This window comes from Microvirga sesbaniae (assembly GCF_025460805.1).
Taxonomy (GTDB): Bacteria; Pseudomonadota; Alphaproteobacteria; order Rhizobiales; family Beijerinckiaceae; genus Microvirga; species Microvirga sesbaniae.
The window spans coordinates 1-17,049 of sequence record NZ_JAMXFJ010000063.1 but is presented as its reverse complement, the minus strand read 5'-3'; the positions used below and the strand labels follow the sequence as shown (position 1 = coordinate 17,049).

At 60.1% G+C, this 17,049-nt stretch carries 12 protein-coding genes and 2 pseudogenes; 5 read left to right on the top strand and 9 right to left on the bottom strand.

All coding sequences use genetic code 11. The features are described from left to right. Window positions 1–463 (top strand): TOBE domain-containing protein (locus tag OCW50_RS31325; protein WP_315974510.1); only part of this gene is annotated, 463 nt, incomplete at its 5' end. 2 nt (window positions 464–465) lie between these two features. After that, the gene (locus tag OCW50_RS31320; protein ID WP_262300239.1) at window positions 466–1,413 is read left to right on the top strand and encodes an SMP-30/gluconolactonase/LRE family protein; all 948 of its coding nucleotides are present in this window, start codon (window positions 466–468) and stop codon (window positions 1,411–1,413) included. 579 nt (window positions 1,414–1,992) lie between these two features. On the opposite strand, the gene OCW50_RS31315 is transcribed toward OCW50_RS31320, so the two are convergent. Beyond that, window positions 1,993–2,691, bottom strand: coding sequence for an IS6 family transposase (locus tag OCW50_RS31315; protein WP_262300238.1), 699 nt, complete (start codon window positions 2,689–2,691; stop codon window positions 1,993–1,995). A 28-nt stretch (window positions 2,692–2,719) separates the two neighbouring features. Then, a pseudogene (locus OCW50_RS33605) lies at window positions 2,720–2,878 on the bottom strand (hypothetical protein); the annotation flags it as partial. 210 nt (window positions 2,879–3,088) lie between these two features. Between OCW50_RS33605 and OCW50_RS31310 the strand changes: the two are divergent. The 3 genes and pseudogenes from OCW50_RS31310 (at window position 3,089) to OCW50_RS31300 (ending at window position 6,652) form a co-directional block, all read left to right on the top strand. After that, a complete protein-coding gene (locus OCW50_RS31310) occupies window positions 3,089–4,270 on the top strand; it encodes a D-alanyl-D-alanine carboxypeptidase/D-alanyl-D-alanine-endopeptidase (RefSeq protein ID WP_262300237.1) in 1,182 nt (393 codons plus the stop codon). A 78-nt stretch (window positions 4,271–4,348) separates the two neighbouring features. Beyond that, window positions 4,349–4,750 (top strand): annotated as a pseudogene (locus tag OCW50_RS31305) (LysR family transcriptional regulator); the annotation flags it as partial. Window positions 4,751–5,062: 312 nt separating this feature from the next. After that, the gene (locus OCW50_RS31300; RefSeq protein WP_262300236.1) at window positions 5,063–6,652 is read left to right on the top strand and encodes a tannase/feruloyl esterase family alpha/beta hydrolase; all 1,590 of its coding nucleotides are present in this window, start codon (window positions 5,063–5,065) and stop codon (window positions 6,650–6,652) included. An 86-nt stretch (window positions 6,653–6,738) separates the two neighbouring features. Here OCW50_RS31300 and OCW50_RS31295 read toward each other — a convergent pair whose 3' ends face one another. The 7 genes from OCW50_RS31295 to OCW50_RS31265 form a co-directional block, all read right to left on the bottom strand. Beyond that, entirely contained in the window at window positions 6,739–8,127 is a 1,389-nt protein-coding gene (locus OCW50_RS31295) for an alpha/beta hydrolase family protein (protein ID WP_262300235.1), read from the bottom strand. A gap of 81 nt (window positions 8,128–8,208) precedes the next feature. Further along, on the bottom strand, window positions 8,209–9,723 hold the full coding sequence (locus OCW50_RS31290; protein ID WP_262300234.1) for a hypothetical protein: 1,515 nt from the start codon (window positions 9,721–9,723) through the stop codon (window positions 8,209–8,211). Window positions 9,724–9,952: 229 nt separating this feature from the next. Then, a complete protein-coding gene (locus tag OCW50_RS31285; protein WP_262300233.1) occupies window positions 9,953–11,962 on the bottom strand; it encodes an alpha/beta hydrolase domain-containing protein in 2,010 nt (669 codons plus the stop codon). A 706-nt stretch (window positions 11,963–12,668) separates the two neighbouring features. Beyond that, window positions 12,669–13,646, bottom strand: coding sequence for an FtsX-like permease family protein (locus OCW50_RS31280; RefSeq protein ID WP_262300232.1), 978 nt, complete (start codon window positions 13,644–13,646; stop codon window positions 12,669–12,671). Between the two features lie 281 nt (window positions 13,647–13,927). Continuing rightward, the gene (locus tag OCW50_RS31275) at window positions 13,928–14,644 is read right to left on the bottom strand and encodes an ABC transporter ATP-binding protein (RefSeq protein ID WP_262300231.1); all 717 of its coding nucleotides are present in this window, start codon (window positions 14,642–14,644) and stop codon (window positions 13,928–13,930) included. Continuing rightward, window positions 14,641–15,066: a hypothetical protein gene (locus OCW50_RS31270; protein WP_262300230.1), complete on the bottom strand. Its 426-nt coding sequence runs from the start codon at window positions 15,064–15,066 to the stop codon at window positions 14,641–14,643. Before OCW50_RS31270 ends, OCW50_RS31275 begins: the two co-directional genes overlap by 4 nt. 158 nt (window positions 15,067–15,224) lie before the next feature. Next, window positions 15,225–16,529 (bottom strand): M20/M25/M40 family metallo-hydrolase, encoded by a 1,305-nt coding sequence (locus OCW50_RS31265; protein ID WP_262300229.1) that lies wholly within the window; start codon window positions 16,527–16,529, stop codon window positions 15,225–15,227. Window positions 16,530–17,049: the final 520 nt, after the last annotated feature.

Sequence of the window (17,049 nt, the reverse complement as noted above, 5' to 3'; positions counted from 1 at the left end):
GACCATGGCGGACAAGATCGTCGTGATGCACGACGGCGTGGTCGAGCAGGTCGGCGCCCCGCTCGAGCTCTATGACCGCCCGGCCAACCTGTTCGTGGCCGGCTTCATCGGCTCGCCGGCGATGAACCTCATTCGAGGGACGCCAAGCAAAGGCGGCTTCATGACGGAGCACGGAGAGATGCTGGCAATCCCGTTGAGCGCGAAGGTGGCCGATGGTCAGCCGGTCGTCCTCGGCATCCGACCGGAGCATTTCGAAATCAACCCTTCGGGGGTGCCGACGGAAGTGATAGTGATCGAGCCTATGGGGTCGGAAACGCAGCTCACCGCAAGGATTGGAGGCCAGAACGTCGCCGCGATGTTCCGTGATCGCATTAGTGCTAAACCTGGGGAAAGAATTCCGCTTCAGGTTCGTCCAGACCTGATCCATATCTTCGACGGGCAATCCGGACGCCGGCTGTCCTGACAATGGATACGCTCCAATTTGATCCTATTGTTGTCGAAGACCAGCGGTTTGCCCAGCTCGCGTCTCCAGGTACTCGCTTGCGCAGGCTGTTCTCAGGTCTCGGATGGGCAGAGGGGCCGATGTGGCTACCCAGTCACCGCGCGCTTGTGTGCAGCGACATCCCCGGAAATCGGATCGTCATCTGGCGTGAGCATGAAGGCATGATGGTGTGGCGCGATCCCTCCAACAGGGCCAACGGCAACACCCTCGATGAAAAAGGGCGTCTAGTGACTTGCGAGCACCAAACGCGCCGTCTCACACGAACCGAACACGACGGGACACTTACCGTTCTTGCCACCCATTTCGAAGGGAAGCGTTTCAATTCCCCCAACGATGTGGTCGTCCGCTCCGACGGGATGATCTTTTTCAGCGATCCTCACTACGGCTTTCGCAGTAAGACCTATAAGATCGATGGCGAACGGGAGATGGATGTCCAGAACCTGTATCGACTCAACCCGGCAACAGGCGAGATTGCTGTCGTTGGAGACGGCTTCTTCATGCCTAACGGTCTTGCGTTCTCCTGCAACGAGAGCATCCTCACCGTCGCTGATAGTGGCGTGAATGCTTTTCCTATTGATGGCCCTCGGCATATCCGACAGTTCCGGTGCGACGAGCACGGAGAACTGAACGAAATAGGTCCCGTTATTATCGTCGAGCCCGGCGTGCCGGACGGGCTCCGTGTCGATGAACGGGACAACTACTGGATCAGTGCTGCAGATGGGGTGCACTGCTATACGTCTGCAGGCGTGAGGCTAGGAAAGGTTCTCGTGCCTGAAACCGTCGCAAACCTAACTTTCGGAGGAGATACTGGGAGGACATTGTTCATCGCTGCAACCACCAGCGTTTATGCAGTTGATCTTCTGGTAGCTGGAACTCCATTGGCCTCATCGCTCCGCGCATGGCGCAACTAATTTTTGCGCGCACTCTGACTCCGAGGCTCAAGCTCTGCTGCGCGAGTTTAGGGCAGATAGTGACGTGTTCTTATCGGGGCTTTCAGCGAAGGCTCGGGATGAGTGGACTTTAAGTAGTGTGGTGAAGGTTCTGCAAATCGTCTGAGCGAGGCGGTCATGCAGAGGCTGTAGAATAAACTAATCTGCCCCGACATAGCAGTCGACGAACGACGTCCGGCCTCTACCGACAATTGGAGGACTATCTACGGACGTCGTGGCGAGGCCTGCCGCACCATGCCCGGCGAACTGACGAGCTAGTCAATGCCCATGTGATCAATCGTCGCGGTCATCGTCAGGCGGCGTATTAACGACGATGCCAGCACCTCAGCGCGGCGAAGCCCCCGCTCGCTCATCTCCACCCAGCCCGTGCCACACACTCCCATGCCCCTCGGTCTAGGGGGAGTGTGACATTCCTAGTTTGCTCCGGTGGGACATTTTAACTCTGCGCCTACATACAAGATTCGTTGAACAAACATTATGGAAGGCTGTGTCGCAAATTTGGAACGGATGCGAGAGAATCGTTGGGGCATCGCCTTGGCTTCAGGCAGCAAGCCCCTCAAACTGCTCGGCGAGTGAGGGCTGCGGATTCCGGGCGTAGATCGCCTGCTGCTTGCGCATCATGTGGATCATCTCAATGCCGCCCAGGATCACACGAGCGCTATTCATAGCCTTGAACCCGAGCATTGGACGCACTCGCCTCTTGATGGCTCGATGATCCTGTTCGATGCGATTGTTCAAGTAGGCACTTCGCCGGATCCGGATCGGCTTCAGCTTGCGCCTTGACCGATCCTGCAACCGGCTCTCGGCATCACGCGACATGATGGCTTCCCGATTGGTTTGGCTGCCGTCGATGACGATCCGCTCAGGCCGGCCATGCCGATTGAGAGCCTTGCGCAGGAACCGCTTGGCGGCCGCCAAGTTGCGCCGTTCGCTGAACCAGAACTCGACCGTGCCACCGTTGCTGTCGATTGCGCGGTAGAGATACCGCCACTGCCCGCGAACCTTGATGTAAGTCTCATCGATGTGCCACTTGCCAGTGACAGATCGCTTGCATGAATTGAAGCGCTTCAGCAGTTCGGGTGAGTAGCGAATGACCCATCTGTGGATGGTCGCGTGGTCGACGGAGATGCCGCGCTCTGCCATCATCTCCTCTAAGTTCCGGAGGCTGAGGTTATAAGCCAAATACCACCGGATGCAGAGCAGGATCACGGATCGATCAAAATGCCTGCCCTTGAACATGCCACCCTCTTCCCTGAAGCCGAGGAGGCTATAGCAGAAACTCTGAAACAAAACGTTTGCGACACATCCCACCGAAGTCGATGGCGCCCGAAATCGACGTGTAACCCATGCGGTGGACCGGACTCCGCGAAAGCCGTTCGGCAAAGGCCACGCCATCGGCGGGCCGCTCGATGATGGTCCAAGGGAGGACTGTGCTTTCCCAAGGACTTGCCTACCGACGAGATAGACGCCAGCTTCATTCTTGGCGGACCGCCTTCGCAAGCCACGTACGCTAAGCGCCCATCGAGGGCGCGAAAGCGGACAATCCCAGACCTCTCATGTAAGCCAATGAAACCATAGTGCTATGTTGAGCCATTTATCAAAAATAACGAAGTGGAAGGCACAAGGTGGCGTCGTTTTGTGGCGTCACCTACTCGCCTGCGCCCTGCTCCTGGCGCCCACCCAAGCCTTGGCCGGTGCCAGGGAGAAGCTCGCGGCGCTCGCTCCCGCGGGGCTAGTACTCGTGATGGACGAAAAAGGCAACGAACTGGTGGCTCAGAACGCTGACAAGGCGTTCGTGCCTGCCTCCGTCGCTAAGGTCGTGACCGCTTGGCTGGCAATGGAAATCCTGGGTTCCGACTACCGCTTCAAGACCCGCTTCTACCTGGACCGCGACCGGGTGCTCTACATTCGCGGTGGCGGTGATCCCTTTCTAGTCTCCGAAGAGCTGGCCCGGCTCGCGTCGGCGCTGGTCGCTGCTGTTGGTAAGCAGCCGCTCAGCGGCATCGTGCTGGACGCGAGCTACTACCCCTCCGACATTCGGATCCCAGGCATCGAGGACACCGACGAGGCCTACGACGCACTGAACTCCGCGCTCGCGGTGAACTTCAACACCATCCACGCCGTGAGGAAGGGCAAGACGGTCGGCTCCGCCGAGGAGCAGACCCCGATCACGCCGCTCGCTATCAGCCAGTTCCTGGAGAGAGGCGGCCAAGGCCGCGGCCGCATCAGCCTGACCCAGAGCCCAACGGTGGGCCTGCAATATGCCGGCGAGCTGATCGCCGCATTCATCGAGCGGGCTGGCGGCAGCGTCAAAGGCAAGATCTCGACTGGAGCCGTGCCTGAGGGCCTGGAGCCTGTCTACGTTCACCGCCAGTCACGGCCCCTTTCGGAGATCCTTGCCGGGTTGCTCCTAGGCTCGAACAACTACATCGCTAACCAGGTCTTTCTGGAGATCGGTGCGCATCGCCTAGGTGGGCCCGTCAGCCTCAAGAAGTCGCTCCAAGTCGCGAACGAGATGCTTGGCAGGCACGGCCTCACTGAGTCGATCCGACTGGAGGAAGGCTCGGGCATCAGCCGCGGCAACCGCTTCACGGCCCGCGGTCTTGTCCAATTGCTGCACCTCTTCGAGCCCTATGCCACTCTGCTCCGCAGCGGTGACGGCGCCCAGTTCAAGACCGGCACTTTTTCAGGCGTCAGCACCTTGGCAGGCTATGCCGACACTTCGAAGCATGGGCGTGTGCGCTTCGTAATTGCGCTCACGAGCAATGACGGCGCCATGCGCTTCCGGCTCCTCAAAGCCATTCAGTCCGAGTTGTAGCCGTAGGCGCGCTCATCGAGCCGAAGCTCCTCCCGCGCCCCAAAAATCCGTTGCTATCCCCCGAAAGGGGACTAAACAATTGACGTGCCATTTCTGGCGCTCGCGCGGCACCGGAGCTTCCGCCGCGCAGCCGATGAGATGGGCTGCACCCCCTCGGCCTTGAGCCATTCCCTAAAGTCGCTCGAAGAGCGATTGGCTTTTCGGCTTTTCAACCGCACCACCCGCAGCGTGGCCCTCACGGAGGCCGGGGAGCGCTTGCTCGCGCGGGTCGCTCCGGCCTTCCAGGACATCGACGCGGCTCTGGATGATCTCAACAGCCTCAGAGGGACCCCTGCCGGCCGGCTGCGGTTCAACGCGGCACGGGTATCGGCCAAGACCGCTCTCCTGCCGATCGTAACGACGTTTCTGGAACGCTATCCAGAGATCACAGTGGAGATCGTGGTCGAGAACGACCTGGTCGATATGGTGTCCGGGGGCTTCTGGCTCAAAGGACAGCATAGAGTTAGCTTCAGGAATGTCCGCTCATCCCCGATCCGGGACGCTGGATAAGGGCAATCTCTTGCTAAGCAATGACCCTTAGGCGGCCATTTGGATCATCCATAAAGGTCGCGGGCGAACTTTCGAACAGCCAGAGCTCTCTGTTTCGATCGATACCGCTATGAGCCCCAACCAAATGTGCGGTTCGTCCAACGCAATGCGTATTTGATCCATTGAGAAGAACACCCGGTCCTCTAACCTCTTTCCTCCCAGATCCGCGCAAGCGGCAGCGATGGCCGCAGCCAAGGGAGAGGAATGAGCATGAACGCCTTTGAACGCCCGCTTCTGGCCACCGCGGTGCTTTGGATCGGCATCATCCCGACTCAGGTACAGAACGCCTCCAGCTTCACCGCGACACCGCCCGATGCCTCCTTTCGCTCGACGCCGGTGTCCCCGCAGATGGCCTGCACGGCTGTCGAGCGACTGGTGCTCCCGGAGGTGACCTACCTCAAAGCGAGACATGCCGAAGCGACTGACCAGCATCCTGCCCATTGCCAGATCACGGGCGTGATCCAACCGGAGATCCAGTTCGAGATCACCCTCCCGGATGCCTGGAACCGGCGGCTCTACATGTTCGGCAATGGAGGCTATGCCGGTGAGAACCTGGCGGAAGCCAGCCGGCAGGACACCCGCAACGCAGCCCTCAGGCAGGGCTTTGCCGTGGTCCAGCAGAACAGCGGACACGATGCGCGAGCCCAACCGCTTGGCAGCTTTGCCGAGAATAACCTCGGCAAGCTCGTGGACTATGCTTCACGCGGGGTCCATGTGACCGTCACCAAGGCGAAGGACCTGGTCCGGGCCTACTATGATCGCGGTCCGGCCTACTCCTACTGGGACGGCTGCTCCACGGGTGGGCGTCAGGGTCTGATGTCGGCCCAACGCCATCCTAGCGATTTCGATGGCATTCTGGCCGGTGCGCCCGTGCTCGATTTCACCGGAACCCAGCTCTGGGGCGTGTGGAACGCCCAGGCATTGGCCAAGGCGCCGATCTCCCTCCGACAGCTTCCTGTGATCGCCAAGGCCGTGCTGGACAAGTGTGATGCCGTGGACGGTGCCAAGGACGGTCTGTTGGCCGACCCACGCCAATGCTCCTTCAACCCAGCTCAGGACCTGCCGAAATGCACCGAGGGCCAGACTGGAGATCAGTGCTTCACCCAAGCCCAGGTCGAGACGCTTCAGACCATCTATGGTGGCGTGAAGAGCAAGGGCGAGGTCATCTTCCCTGGCCAGCTTCCGGGTGCGGAGCCGGCGGATGCCAGCGGCGCGAGCGGGTGGAAGGAGTGGATCGTCACCGAAGGGCCCAAAAGTCGACAGCTGGCCTATGGCGAAAGCTTCCTGAAGTACTTTGCCAGCGCTCCCACCTCGCAGCCCAACCTGGATTGGAAGCAATTCAACTTCGACAAGGATGTCGAGCCGATCTCCCGGATCGGGGAGATCCTCGATGCCACAAACCCGGATCTGTCCGAGTTCGAGAAGCGCGGTGGGCGCCTCATCACGTACTTCGGTTGGGCTGATCCTGCCCTGAACCCGATGATGGGCGTGAACTACTATGAGCGGGTCCGCCGAACCATGGGCGAGGAGCGGACAAGTAACTTCTATCGGATGTTCATGGTGCCTGGCATGTTCCATTGCCGCAGCGGATTTGGCCCGGATCGGTTTGATGCCATGACGCCACTCATCGATTGGGTCGAGACCGGCAAGGCACCCGAGAGCATTCAGGCCCGCCAGATGGCAGGCTCTCACGTCGTGCGAGCGCGCCCGCTGTGCCCGTATCCGCAGGTAGCGAAGTACTCCGGTGCTGGGAATCTGGACGAGGCTGCCAGTTTCAGCTGTGCCCAACCATAGGAGACGAGAGCATTCTTCCACCTCACGACATGTGTCAGAACGAATATGCCGACGGCTGCGCGCCGCCGGCGAAAGCCGTCCGGGTGCTAGAAGGGATGCCTGCTATCCGAATAGAATGCGCGGTTGAAGGGTGTCTTGAAGGTGTAGCTCACGAAGCGAGGAGCTTCGAGGTTCAATGCGCTCGCCGCGGCATTGAGGGCGGCCGGGCTCGTATCAGCCCACTTCCCTGTGCTGAGACGGCTGACCATCGCCTCGATCGCTGCTGTGGCCTCTGAGACCGAAGTTTCGCAGTGGCCCGCGGCATCGACGAAGGCTGTCCGGTAGAGATCACCCTTACCCTGCTTCTCGATAGCCACGGCGTAGCCAGCCAGCAGATGAGGCGGCAGTAGGGCGTCTCCGAGCCCATGAGCGTGAAGCAGCGGCACACCGATTCTGCCTTCGAGGAGCCGACCAGGCTCGAGCCAGTAATTGATGCCTTCCGGCGCGCCCTCGATGCGCGGCTGGGCATTTATCGTGGCAAGGTCAGCGGCAATCCCCTCTTCACCTAAACCCGCGTCCTGATAGAGCTTGGACACGATCGCCTTCTGCTCGGGATCAGCACCAACCTCGTAAAACTTGGCGTAGTCGACGCCGGCGTTCCAGGAGGCAAGGCCCGCCGGATTGTCGTAGAGTTGCCGGCGGTTGACAGCGTTCGCCAAGCCATCACTGGCCGACTTGAACATCGCTGCCTGCAAGGAGGCCAGGTCGCCTTTGGGCTTCTCCTTGGGCGGATTGCTGATTGCTCCCCAGGTCGGCCACTGCGATACCGCAACCGCCAGGGCAATGCGAGCGCGCCCTTCAGGCGTCTGTTGAGCCTTCTCCATCACCGGCTTCCAGGCATCGAATGCGGCCGGCAACGCATCTTGAGGAACCGGAGCCACCAGGAGGTTGGAGCCGGGAGCCAGCAGCGCCTTCAGGGTATAGGGCAGATCGAGCCAGGTGTTTGCGACCGCCATTCCGCCGGTTCCACGCGCATTAAATGCGACGGCGCCGTCGATCACGTCGGCATGCTTTTCGGCCATGGCAAGGGTCACGAAGCCACCGCCCGAGCAGCCATACTGGATCGTGTATTTGGGTTGCCCGAACTTCTCCTTGACCATCTTGATCACGGCGACCTGCGCATCGAGCTCGGTCAGAGGATCGTGGCGCGTCATGCGTTCCGGATGACGTCCTGTCCCGGTGTAGGCGTAGCCATGATCCAACAGATACGCGGCGAGCTTTCCATCCTTGTTGGCCACCGCATCGAGATCATTGATCACGATGCCGTTCCAGTTCTCAGGAACGTTGATCATGTAGGGGAAGCGAGATGGAAGGGTTCCCTCCTCTTTCTTGATCTCGGCACCAAGGGTTGGCGAGGCCAGCAACAGGCTGGTCAAGCCGATTGCCGCAAGTCTCACATATCGTGATCTCTGCATCTTGGATTCCTTTTCGGTCACTGAAGCTCTTGGCTTCCGGATTGAGCGAAGCGCTACCGGAGGCTGCACTTCGCAGTGGTTGAACAGCGGGGGCGTCGTCGCTCATTCCTTCGGTGCTGTCGTGGTCTCCCAATAATCAGGGCTTGAGGTGACCAACTCTTTCAGGTTGGCTGGATGCAGCCCGCCCGCGACCTGCTTCTGAACCAGAACGGCGGCTGTGGCAAAGGCCGCCATGCGTTCACCTGCCCGCTTCATGTTCTCGGGCGCTTGGGTGTTCAACTGATGCGGCCCCCGGAACACGAAGAAGTCCTTCGGCTCGCTGGCCCGGTTGAACGCATCCAGGGATCCCTCAAGACCCTCGACGTAGTCCCAGATCCCTTTGACAATCAGGACACCCGGCCATTTGCCGATGTTCGCCAGAACGTTTCCGTCCGGATAGTAGGTGGTGTTATAGTCGCTCCGCAGGGCCGCCTCGATCAGGTCGTGCCCGGCCATGCGATAGCCCAATCCGGCCGAGTTCGGCCCGTAGAGGATGGCCCCCTTGATGTTGCTCCAGCCCCGCGCCGGCTTGCAGCTGCCGTCCGGCAGATCGTAGTTGCAGTCCTCGACGAAGTTCTTGTGCATGGTCCAAGCCGTGGTGTACGAGCCGCGGGAATACCCCCCAACAACAATCGGGATTTCTGTGGCCTTTTGCCCTGCCAGGAGACGGCCCCCGGCCTGTGCTCCGGACAGCACCTCGCCTGTGGGCGTGAGAAGTCGCAAACCGTCGCCAGTCTCGAGTGCGATGAGTTCCCGGAAGATGTCGTTCGCCTGCTCACCGGTGTTGTAGCCGCTTACGCCGCCTGAGACACCATTGCCCCGCCGATCCGTGACCAGCACGTCGAAGCCAGCCTGATTGAGGGCATAAATGAACCCTCGCCAATGGCGATGGCCAGGCTCCTCCGTCTGGGCATCCGGGAATTTGCCGGCAAGCCAGTTCTTCGTGGCGGGATCGAAGACGGCTCCTTGCGACCTCGGATTGTCGATCGAGGTGATTTCTCCACCGCCGCCGTTGTTCATGACTACGAGCGCGCGAACCTTCTGCCCCGCACCGTTGTCGATTCCCTGCCCTTCCAGGTACCAGCCCCGCAGCTTGATCGGATCGTCTTTCTTCAAGTGCAGGCGCTCGTAGCTGTCCCGCGGCACGGTGAACTCGACCGTGTAGGTCCGGGCTTCCGCCTCGGCAATCGGCTCCTGATATTGGGGCTTGCCGAAGTAGGCGGGCCGACGGATGTCCTTCAGGTTGACGTCACCTTCTGGATCAATCTTGCCGACGGGATCAACGGTGCCCGTATCGCGCTTCTCATAAGCAACGAACCCTTTCGCCCCGGCGATGACGGGATCCGCGCAAGCAGGCGTTTTCTTGCACTCGGCCCATCGCGCTCTGATCTTCGCGTCGGTGAAATCATCGGTGTAGTAGTCCTTGCCCTTGTAATCCGACGGGATGAGCTGGTTGGTGGGCATGAACGGCAAGCACTGCTGACGCCCATTCCTATCCAGGACATAGCCAGGCATGTCGGCGTTGCGGTCATAGTTGACGTGGAACGTGCACTCCGGCTCCGGCGTGCCGGCGTTCACGATCTGCTTCGTCTGCTGAGCCAGGACAGGACTGCCGAGCAGCAGTGAAAGCATTGCCGATGAGGCGAGCAGGTATCTCGTCATTGTTTCCTCCATGGTAGCATTGGTTTTCGTGAGCAGGCCTGATCCAACGGACGGCTGCGCCCCTGATCGGAACCGGTTCCGCCTGCTGGAGAAGCCTCCGGGGGCGATTAAGCCGCTGCCCTGGAGGCTTCCTAACGCGGTGGTGTTATTGGCGTTGGCAGAGGCCCCGGGCCATATCGTTCGCCTCTGGGTTAGCGCCTTCGGGCAGGATTCTAGCGGCAGCCGCCTGGGCGATCAGGCGATCGGCATCCCGCTGGAGCAGATAGCGCTTCTCCACATCGCGTTTTGCTGCCGCCTGCACGACACACATATATCCTTCCCGAGTGCCGTAGCGTTCCTCGAGAGAAGGTCTCGGGTCGCCTGAGGCGAGGCGCTCGGCCTTGGTTTGAGCAAACGGGATGTAGCCGCCTGTGAGTCCACCACCGCAGGGCTGCCCTTTGAAGAACCCTGCCGCCGTGGCGTTCCAGCCCGTGTATGTCCCAAGCGGCGCTTGGTGCAGAAGAGAGCCGATGCCGACCACCTCATTCCCGTCGTCATTGACCTTTGGCATCAGAGCCCGGATCGTCTGCGTGATCCCGGGTGGTTGGCGCGAGATCACGCCGGAGAAGTCGTTGTAGTCCAGGTCGGGACCGAAATCGTAATCCATGAGGCCGATTGCCATCCCGTCCGGCGCAAGCCCCCCCGGAATCGTCGGAAAGCCCATGGCTTCCCTGGTATTGGCCACGAGATTGCTGTCGCTCAGCTTCGGATAGATGCTCGCAGGCGGCTCGGTCCCGTTCATGACCCACTCTGCCAGTGCCAGTTGCAGGGCGTTCATGGTCTCTGTTTCCGGGTTCGGGTTCTTCGCCAGGACACAGCCGGAGGCAGGCTGCGGCCTCGGATCGAACCCGGCCTCAACGTCACCGCCATGGGTTGTTCCCGGGAAGTAGTAGCGCCGGACGTTGGCCGGCAGCGGCAAGTCCGCCTTGGTGTCAGTGCCTGTGAGCGCGACGGTCATCAGGCGAGCATTGAACTCGGCCGCACCAAAGGTCTCGAAGATTTTCGGACAGGTATTCGTGGCTGTGCAGCGGTCGAGCAGGCTTGCCTCAATTCGGCTGCGGACCTTGTCCTGGTAACGGGTCCACCAGAGAACCCCCTCGCCGCCCGGCTCATACAGCGTACCGGAGCCGCTTGGAATCCCGAACCTGACGTTGACGGCGGTCAGGCGTCCGGCAATGTGCGGGTTGGCGCCGTCGAACACAATCCTTCCGGCCTTGTCCCTGTTGAATCCGAGCAGGATAAAGGTCTTCAGGGCATTGCCGCTTTGGGAGATGCCTTGAGTGATTGCCTTCTTGATCCGGCCGGCAACCGGGTTGGCGTTGCCCTCGGTATCCTTGTCTTCGTAGCGGAAGAAGGAGGCTACGTCCCGCATGGCCGCAAGGCCGACCCCGAGCACCTTGGGATCCTTGACGTCATAGGACAGCTCGTAGAGGAGCTTGGGATCAAATCCATCCTTCAGGCACAGCAGCCGCGGGTTGGGCGTTCCCGGGAACGGCGTCTTGGAGCAATCGGCGAAAGCCCACTCGGTTGAGGGAATCTCCCTGGTGGGCCCGATCTCACCCGATCGCTTTTCCGAGGTCTTCGCAATCAGGTGAGCCTTGGCGGTGTCGAGCGAGCCCGCATCATAGGGAATGGCATTGGCAAGCACCGACAGAGGACGGGTACTCGTGTCCGGCTTTGAGTCCGCCAACCGGGACAGGACGACCCCGGTGATGGGTGATCCGTCGGGGTTTCGTGCAACGGGCACCTGGACCGTCACGTTCTTGTCGGTTTGGACAAGATCGCCCTGCCAGCCGCTGATCAGATGGACATGCCCGTACGCAGGCGGACGGATTGCTCCCTCACCGAGGGTCACGGGCGTCCCGCGATTGACGAGGTCGTACCAGAGCAGTCCGCTGGCCTTCGTCATGTCGATAGGCTTCGTCAGCTCGAAGACGGAGACGTATTCGACTTTTCCGTTAGCATTGCGGGGCGCCAACTTGAGATCCGTGATGATCTCGTTGGCGGGATCATACGGGTCCAGCTCACCAAAGGCCCGGCCCTTGAGCTTCTCGTAGGGGACGGACAGGTCCGCATCGTTGAAGGGTTCGACCTTGTCGACGACAATGCGAGACACCTTCGCAGTAGCGCTCTCGACCCAAACACCTACCATTCCGGCAGTGGCCAGAGCGAGCGTCAATGCCTTCCGGGACACGCTTGAGACTGTCCCCCTTCCTCGTGGCGCACTCATGGGAGTTCCTCCGTTACATAATTATAGGTAGGGCCTGTCGAGGCGCGGGTCCGGCGCTCTGGTACGTCCATTTCATTCGGCGTTACCAGCGCATCCTGGGAGAGATGCTCACTCATGATCTGCTGCAAGGTCGAAACGTCCTCCTCGCAAGGCCCTCGATCATCGCTGGATCCCTTCTTTCGACGGGACCAGGGTGGCGTCGAGAATCGAGCTAACCCGATGCTCCATGTGAAGCGAGGTGGCCGACAACTGCTTTTCGAGCAAGGTAGGTATAGAGGTGGTGTATCTTGTCGTCCAAGGCGTCTACGCTAGTTTTGCCGCCTGCATATTCCGGCGAACCTGCGAGCCACTCGTCTTTCGAGATCAATACTCAGCCAGTTGATGCGTATTCCGTCACCTGGGGTGCTCTTCGGAGAGCACGCGCTTCCACAACGAGGTTCCCGAGAAAAGTTGAACATCCGTTCGTACGGGAATCGTTTATGTCAAGCCAGTGGTATGGAAGATAACCCGAGGTCGGCTCACCGCCTGTTGCGAGGTGTCGACCCGCTTCCAGATCGGACCAGAAGCTGACCTGATCGCCCGATGACTCAGGCTAGTACTTGGCGATCGCCTCCGCGAGCGGGCGCCGCTGCAGTCGGGATGCTGGAACAAGCGCAAGGACAAGACCGATTGCCAGGATAGAAAGTCCTATCAGGATCTCTGCCTCTCCTAGAGATGGCGTCAGGGCAATGCCCGTCCTGTTGGACAGCCAGAGGCTGATGCCGAATGAGAGGGCATAGCCTCCGACGAGACCGATCGCGACGCCGACCAGTACGAGGGCGGCCATAAAGCCCCAAGCTGCCGCGAAAACGTAGAGACGAGGCGCTCCGAGCGCCCTCAGGGTGACGAACTGCGGCATAAGAAGCCGAAGCAGGATCAGCACGCTCGACACGATCGCCAAGAGAACGAGAGCCTGTGTGATCACGGCGAGGATGCTCATCAACTGCCGCACGTCTCCAACTACAGAATAAAGTTGGATGAGCGCCTCTGCCGGGAAGAACCCCATCGAGTCGTTGGTCGTATAGGCCTGACGCAGCTTATACGCTGATGCAACCGTTCTCGAATGCACAACAGCTGCCGGGATCCCGGGTGTCCGAGCGGGGTCGAAGGGGGCACCAATCTGAGTGCTCCCTTCTGGATGCCCAGATGGCAATCCATGAGCGTCCCACACCACTTCAACAGGAATCGTCACGGCGCGATCCCAGGGTGATCCGGTTGGTTTCATGCGGCCGACGACCGTCAGGGTGATGTCGTGAGTCTCAGCATGAGCATGACCGCCTGCGTCGTGATCGTCGTCCTCAGGGGCGTCCTGCGAATGAACGCCATGTGCCGGCCTAAATTTCTGGCCGACGCTGAGAGGCGAGGCCGAGCCGATCACCGCCTCCTGCCGGCTCAGAAAGAGACGGCCTTCCGCTAGACCGTCGGACAGATGATCGACGAGTGATGCTGTCACGCCTACTACCGGAGTTCCACGTATACTGTCGCCGAAGGCCAGCGGCGAAACGAAGGCAGCATTGGGGTCGTTGAGCAACCGTGCCGTCATCTCGGGCGAGAGAAGGCGGGCGGATCCAGGTTGCAGAAAGACTGACGTGAGCAAAGCATCGGTACGGCTGCCTGGGGCCGCTACGACGAGATCGAACCGATCAGCTGCGCGGGCGCTTCCGGTTCTCAGGGCGCGCTCCTGAGAGATGATCGCTACCGACAGGCTCGTGCCGGCTGCAATGAGGAGAACGAAGGCCAGAGCACTGAAGCGGTACTGCCGCAATGAAGCCCAGATGATGAGAAGCGGATTCATCCTATTCCCGGCATCCGTCAGGATACCTTCCTGTGAGGATTGACATCAACCAAGCGACCGTCGTGCATAGTCAGCACCGACGAGGCATAAGCCGCCAGCCTCTCATCATGGGTGACGCAGATGACGACCTTGCCCGATCGCGCCAGCCGGTCGAATTCGTGCGCAATGCGGTCGCCATTCTCAGGGTCGAGGCTTGCGGTCGGCTCGTCTGCGAGGATGATCGGTGGATCCATCAGGAGAGCCCGGGCTAGCGCCACCCGCTGGCGCTGGCCGCGAGACAATCCGGAGACGGTGCCCGACCGATGAGGCACTTGGAATTTCTCCAAGAGCTCGAGGGCGCGGCGTTTAAGATCCGAAGGCACCCGAGCTTTCGAGAAGGTTGCTGGGAGTATGACGTTCGAAAAGATGTCAAGCTCTTCGATCAGGCGGAAATCCTGGAAGATCATACCGCACGTTGCATGCCGCCAAGCGTCGCGTTGCGTCTCGTTGAGACGAGAGATCACTGTATCGCCGAAACGGATTTCACCGGCGCTCACCGAAACGATGCCGGCGAGCGCGTGAATGAGGGTCGTTTTGCCTGATCCGGATGGCCCCACGACGGCCACCATGGAGCCAGCATGAAAACGTGCACTGACTGCCGTAAGCGCTCTGATGGGCTCGCCGGCAGCATCCGAGAACGAGGCCGAGATGCCGGTGGCCGTTAGCACATCGGGCGAATCGACCCTCGCGGTCATGCGAGCCGGACGGCAGCGTCGACGAGCCTAACCCGGCTGACAAAGCCTGTCTCGGCATCGGTCTCCGCGCCGATCTCCAGGCGCCCGACGGTGTTGATGACGCGGCCCGGATTAATGGTCTCGCCCTGGCTCTTCATGCGCACGAACACAATACTGTCGATCCAATCCCCTTCGCTGGCGCAGAACGGACAGGTCTCGACCGGTGTATTCGACAGAATGAAGAAATCGGATGCGACTTTCAAATGGGGCGCCATGAAGCCTTGGATCTCGATCGTCTTTCCCTGGAGCTCGTAGGCTCGCTTGGAAAAGCTCTGATCGTCCTCATAGAGCTCGAACATCCGGATCCGCTCAGCGGCGAAGCTCGCCCGGGATAAAAGCGGCAATCCCGCAAGGGCGAGGGCCGCAGCACGACGTGTCAGCATGTCCTTCTCCGTTTGTCGTCGCCGCTTGTGCGCGAGGCCCTGAGCGGCAGTTCGCCATTCAGCTTATTGTACGCAGCGCAGAACGCAAAAGGCATATCGGGTCACGCTGCCCTTCGGAGATCCGCCCGGACGAGAGCACCCGGGCGGATCCGCTTCGCCTACTGGAGGCCGGTGACGGCCAAGAGTGGGATGAGCGCGGTGTTCATGCCCTTCACAAAGGGGCCTTTTTCGACGTCGGCCCATTCATCGAGCGAATGGCTGCGGCCGTTCTTGTCAGGTCCCTTCGCACCAATGGACAGGGCTGGGATGCCGAGGCTCATCGGCATATTAGCATCTGTCGAGCCCCAGCTGTAATTCGGCTTGTAACCATTCGCCTCGAGCGCTGCCTTGGTGAACTGATACATCGGCTGCGTCTCCGCCGTGCTCCCGGATGGACGGTCGCCGATCAGTTCGGCCTTGACGGTAATCTTGCCCTCTTTCGTCGATCGAGCAAAGTTCTCCGTATCCACTGCCTGTTGAACGATGGTGAGGAGGCGTTCCTCGATGCGCTTCAGTTCCGCGTCCGATTCCGAACGCATGTCAACTTCCATCGATACCTCGAACGGGATTGAATTGACGGAGGTGCCGCCCGTGATCACGCCGACATTGAAGGTCGTCTTCGGCTTTGCAGGCACAAAGCTGCGCGAGAACAGGGAGATGGCTTCGCCGAGCGCGAACGCTGGGTTGACGAGGCCGAAAGCACTGTAGCTATGGCCGCCAGGACCCTTATAGGTGACCCGGTACCGCTTAGAGCCGATGCCACCATTGGTGACGCTGGTGATGCCGCCGCCCTCGACTGTGAAGAAGGCCTTGATCTTGTCCTTATACTTACCTTTGGTGAACAGGTAGCGCACACCGCGCAGGTCTCCGAGGCCTTCCTCGCCCACGGTGCCAACGAAGAGAATATCTTCCTTCGTCTGGATTTTGGCGGCGTTCAGAGCGCGGATGTAGCCGAGATTGATCGCAAGGCTCAGTGTATCGTCACCAATGCCCGGTGCATACAACTTCGTGCCCTCGCGCTTAACGGTGACGTCAGTTCCCTCGGGAAACACCGTGTCGAGATGGGCCGTGATGGCGACGAACTTGCCGTCGCCGGCCGTTCCCTTGCGGATGCCCAGCACGTTGCCTTCTGGGTCGATCTCCACATCGGTTAGGCCGACATCCTTGAACATCTGCGCATAGGCGGCCGCACGCTTCTCTTCCTTGAAGGGGGGCGCAGGAATTTCAGTGAGCTTGATGCCCTCAGCGATCACTCGGTCATAGTCGCTATCGATGAACTTTACGGCTTCTTTGTAGGAAGCATGATCCATGATCCTTTTGACTTCGCTCGCATGTTCATCAGCTGTCTGGGCCGACGCAGAACCGAAGAAAAGTCCGATCCCCGTTGCCGTTAAGACCAGCAACGAGCGAGTTGAAACCAGCATAGCGTTTCCTCTTCTGCTTGTTATTAGGCGCATCTGCGCTTACAAAGTCTCACACGCTCGCAGTAGCCACTAGTTCATATTGTAATTTTCTTACACGATCGAGCATCTACGCTAGCAACGCTACTGGGGCTTCGCTATGATAAAAACGCATAGCACTTATTCCGTTGTGATGATGCTCCCGGGACCTCAACGCAGGAGCCATTCTCCGGTAGCGGCCGTGGACAGCTCAGTGGGGCGTGCTTAGGGAACTGCCAGTTTCGTTCAATTGGCAGGGTTGGTGAGTAATGTCTCGAACCGGCTCCGCACCCTGCAGGATTAAGCGGTCGAGTGGACACACACATCTCAATCTGCGCGGTCCAATGATAGCAGCTCTCCTTGTAAGGTTGTGTCGCGAATTTGGAGCGGGGACGAGAGGATGGCCAAGAACCCGCCATAGGCTCAGGCAGCGAGCATCTCGAATTGCTCGGCAAGTGATGGCACGGGATTCCGGGCGTACTTCGCCTGCTGCTTGCGCATCATG

Coding starts and splice junctions, on each gene's coding strand:
- OCW50_RS31275 (WP_262300231.1), bottom strand. CDS start 14,644: ATGACCGCGAGGGTCGATTCGCCCGATGTGCTAACGGCCACCGGCATC.
- OCW50_RS31300 (WP_262300236.1), top strand. CDS start 5,063: ATGAGCATGAACGCCTTTGAACGCCCGCTTCTGGCCACCGCGGTGCTT.
- OCW50_RS31315 (WP_262300238.1), bottom strand. CDS start 2,691: ATGTTCAAGGGCAGGCATTTTGATCGATCCGTGATCCTGCTCTGCATC.
- OCW50_RS31265 (WP_262300229.1), bottom strand. CDS start 16,529: ATGCTGGTTTCAACTCGCTCGTTGCTGGTCTTAACGGCAACGGGGATC.
- OCW50_RS31320 (WP_262300239.1), top strand. CDS start 466: ATGGATACGCTCCAATTTGATCCTATTGTTGTCGAAGACCAGCGGTTT.
- OCW50_RS31270 (WP_262300230.1), bottom strand. CDS start 15,066: ATGCTGACACGTCGTGCTGCGGCCCTCGCCCTTGCGGGATTGCCGCTT.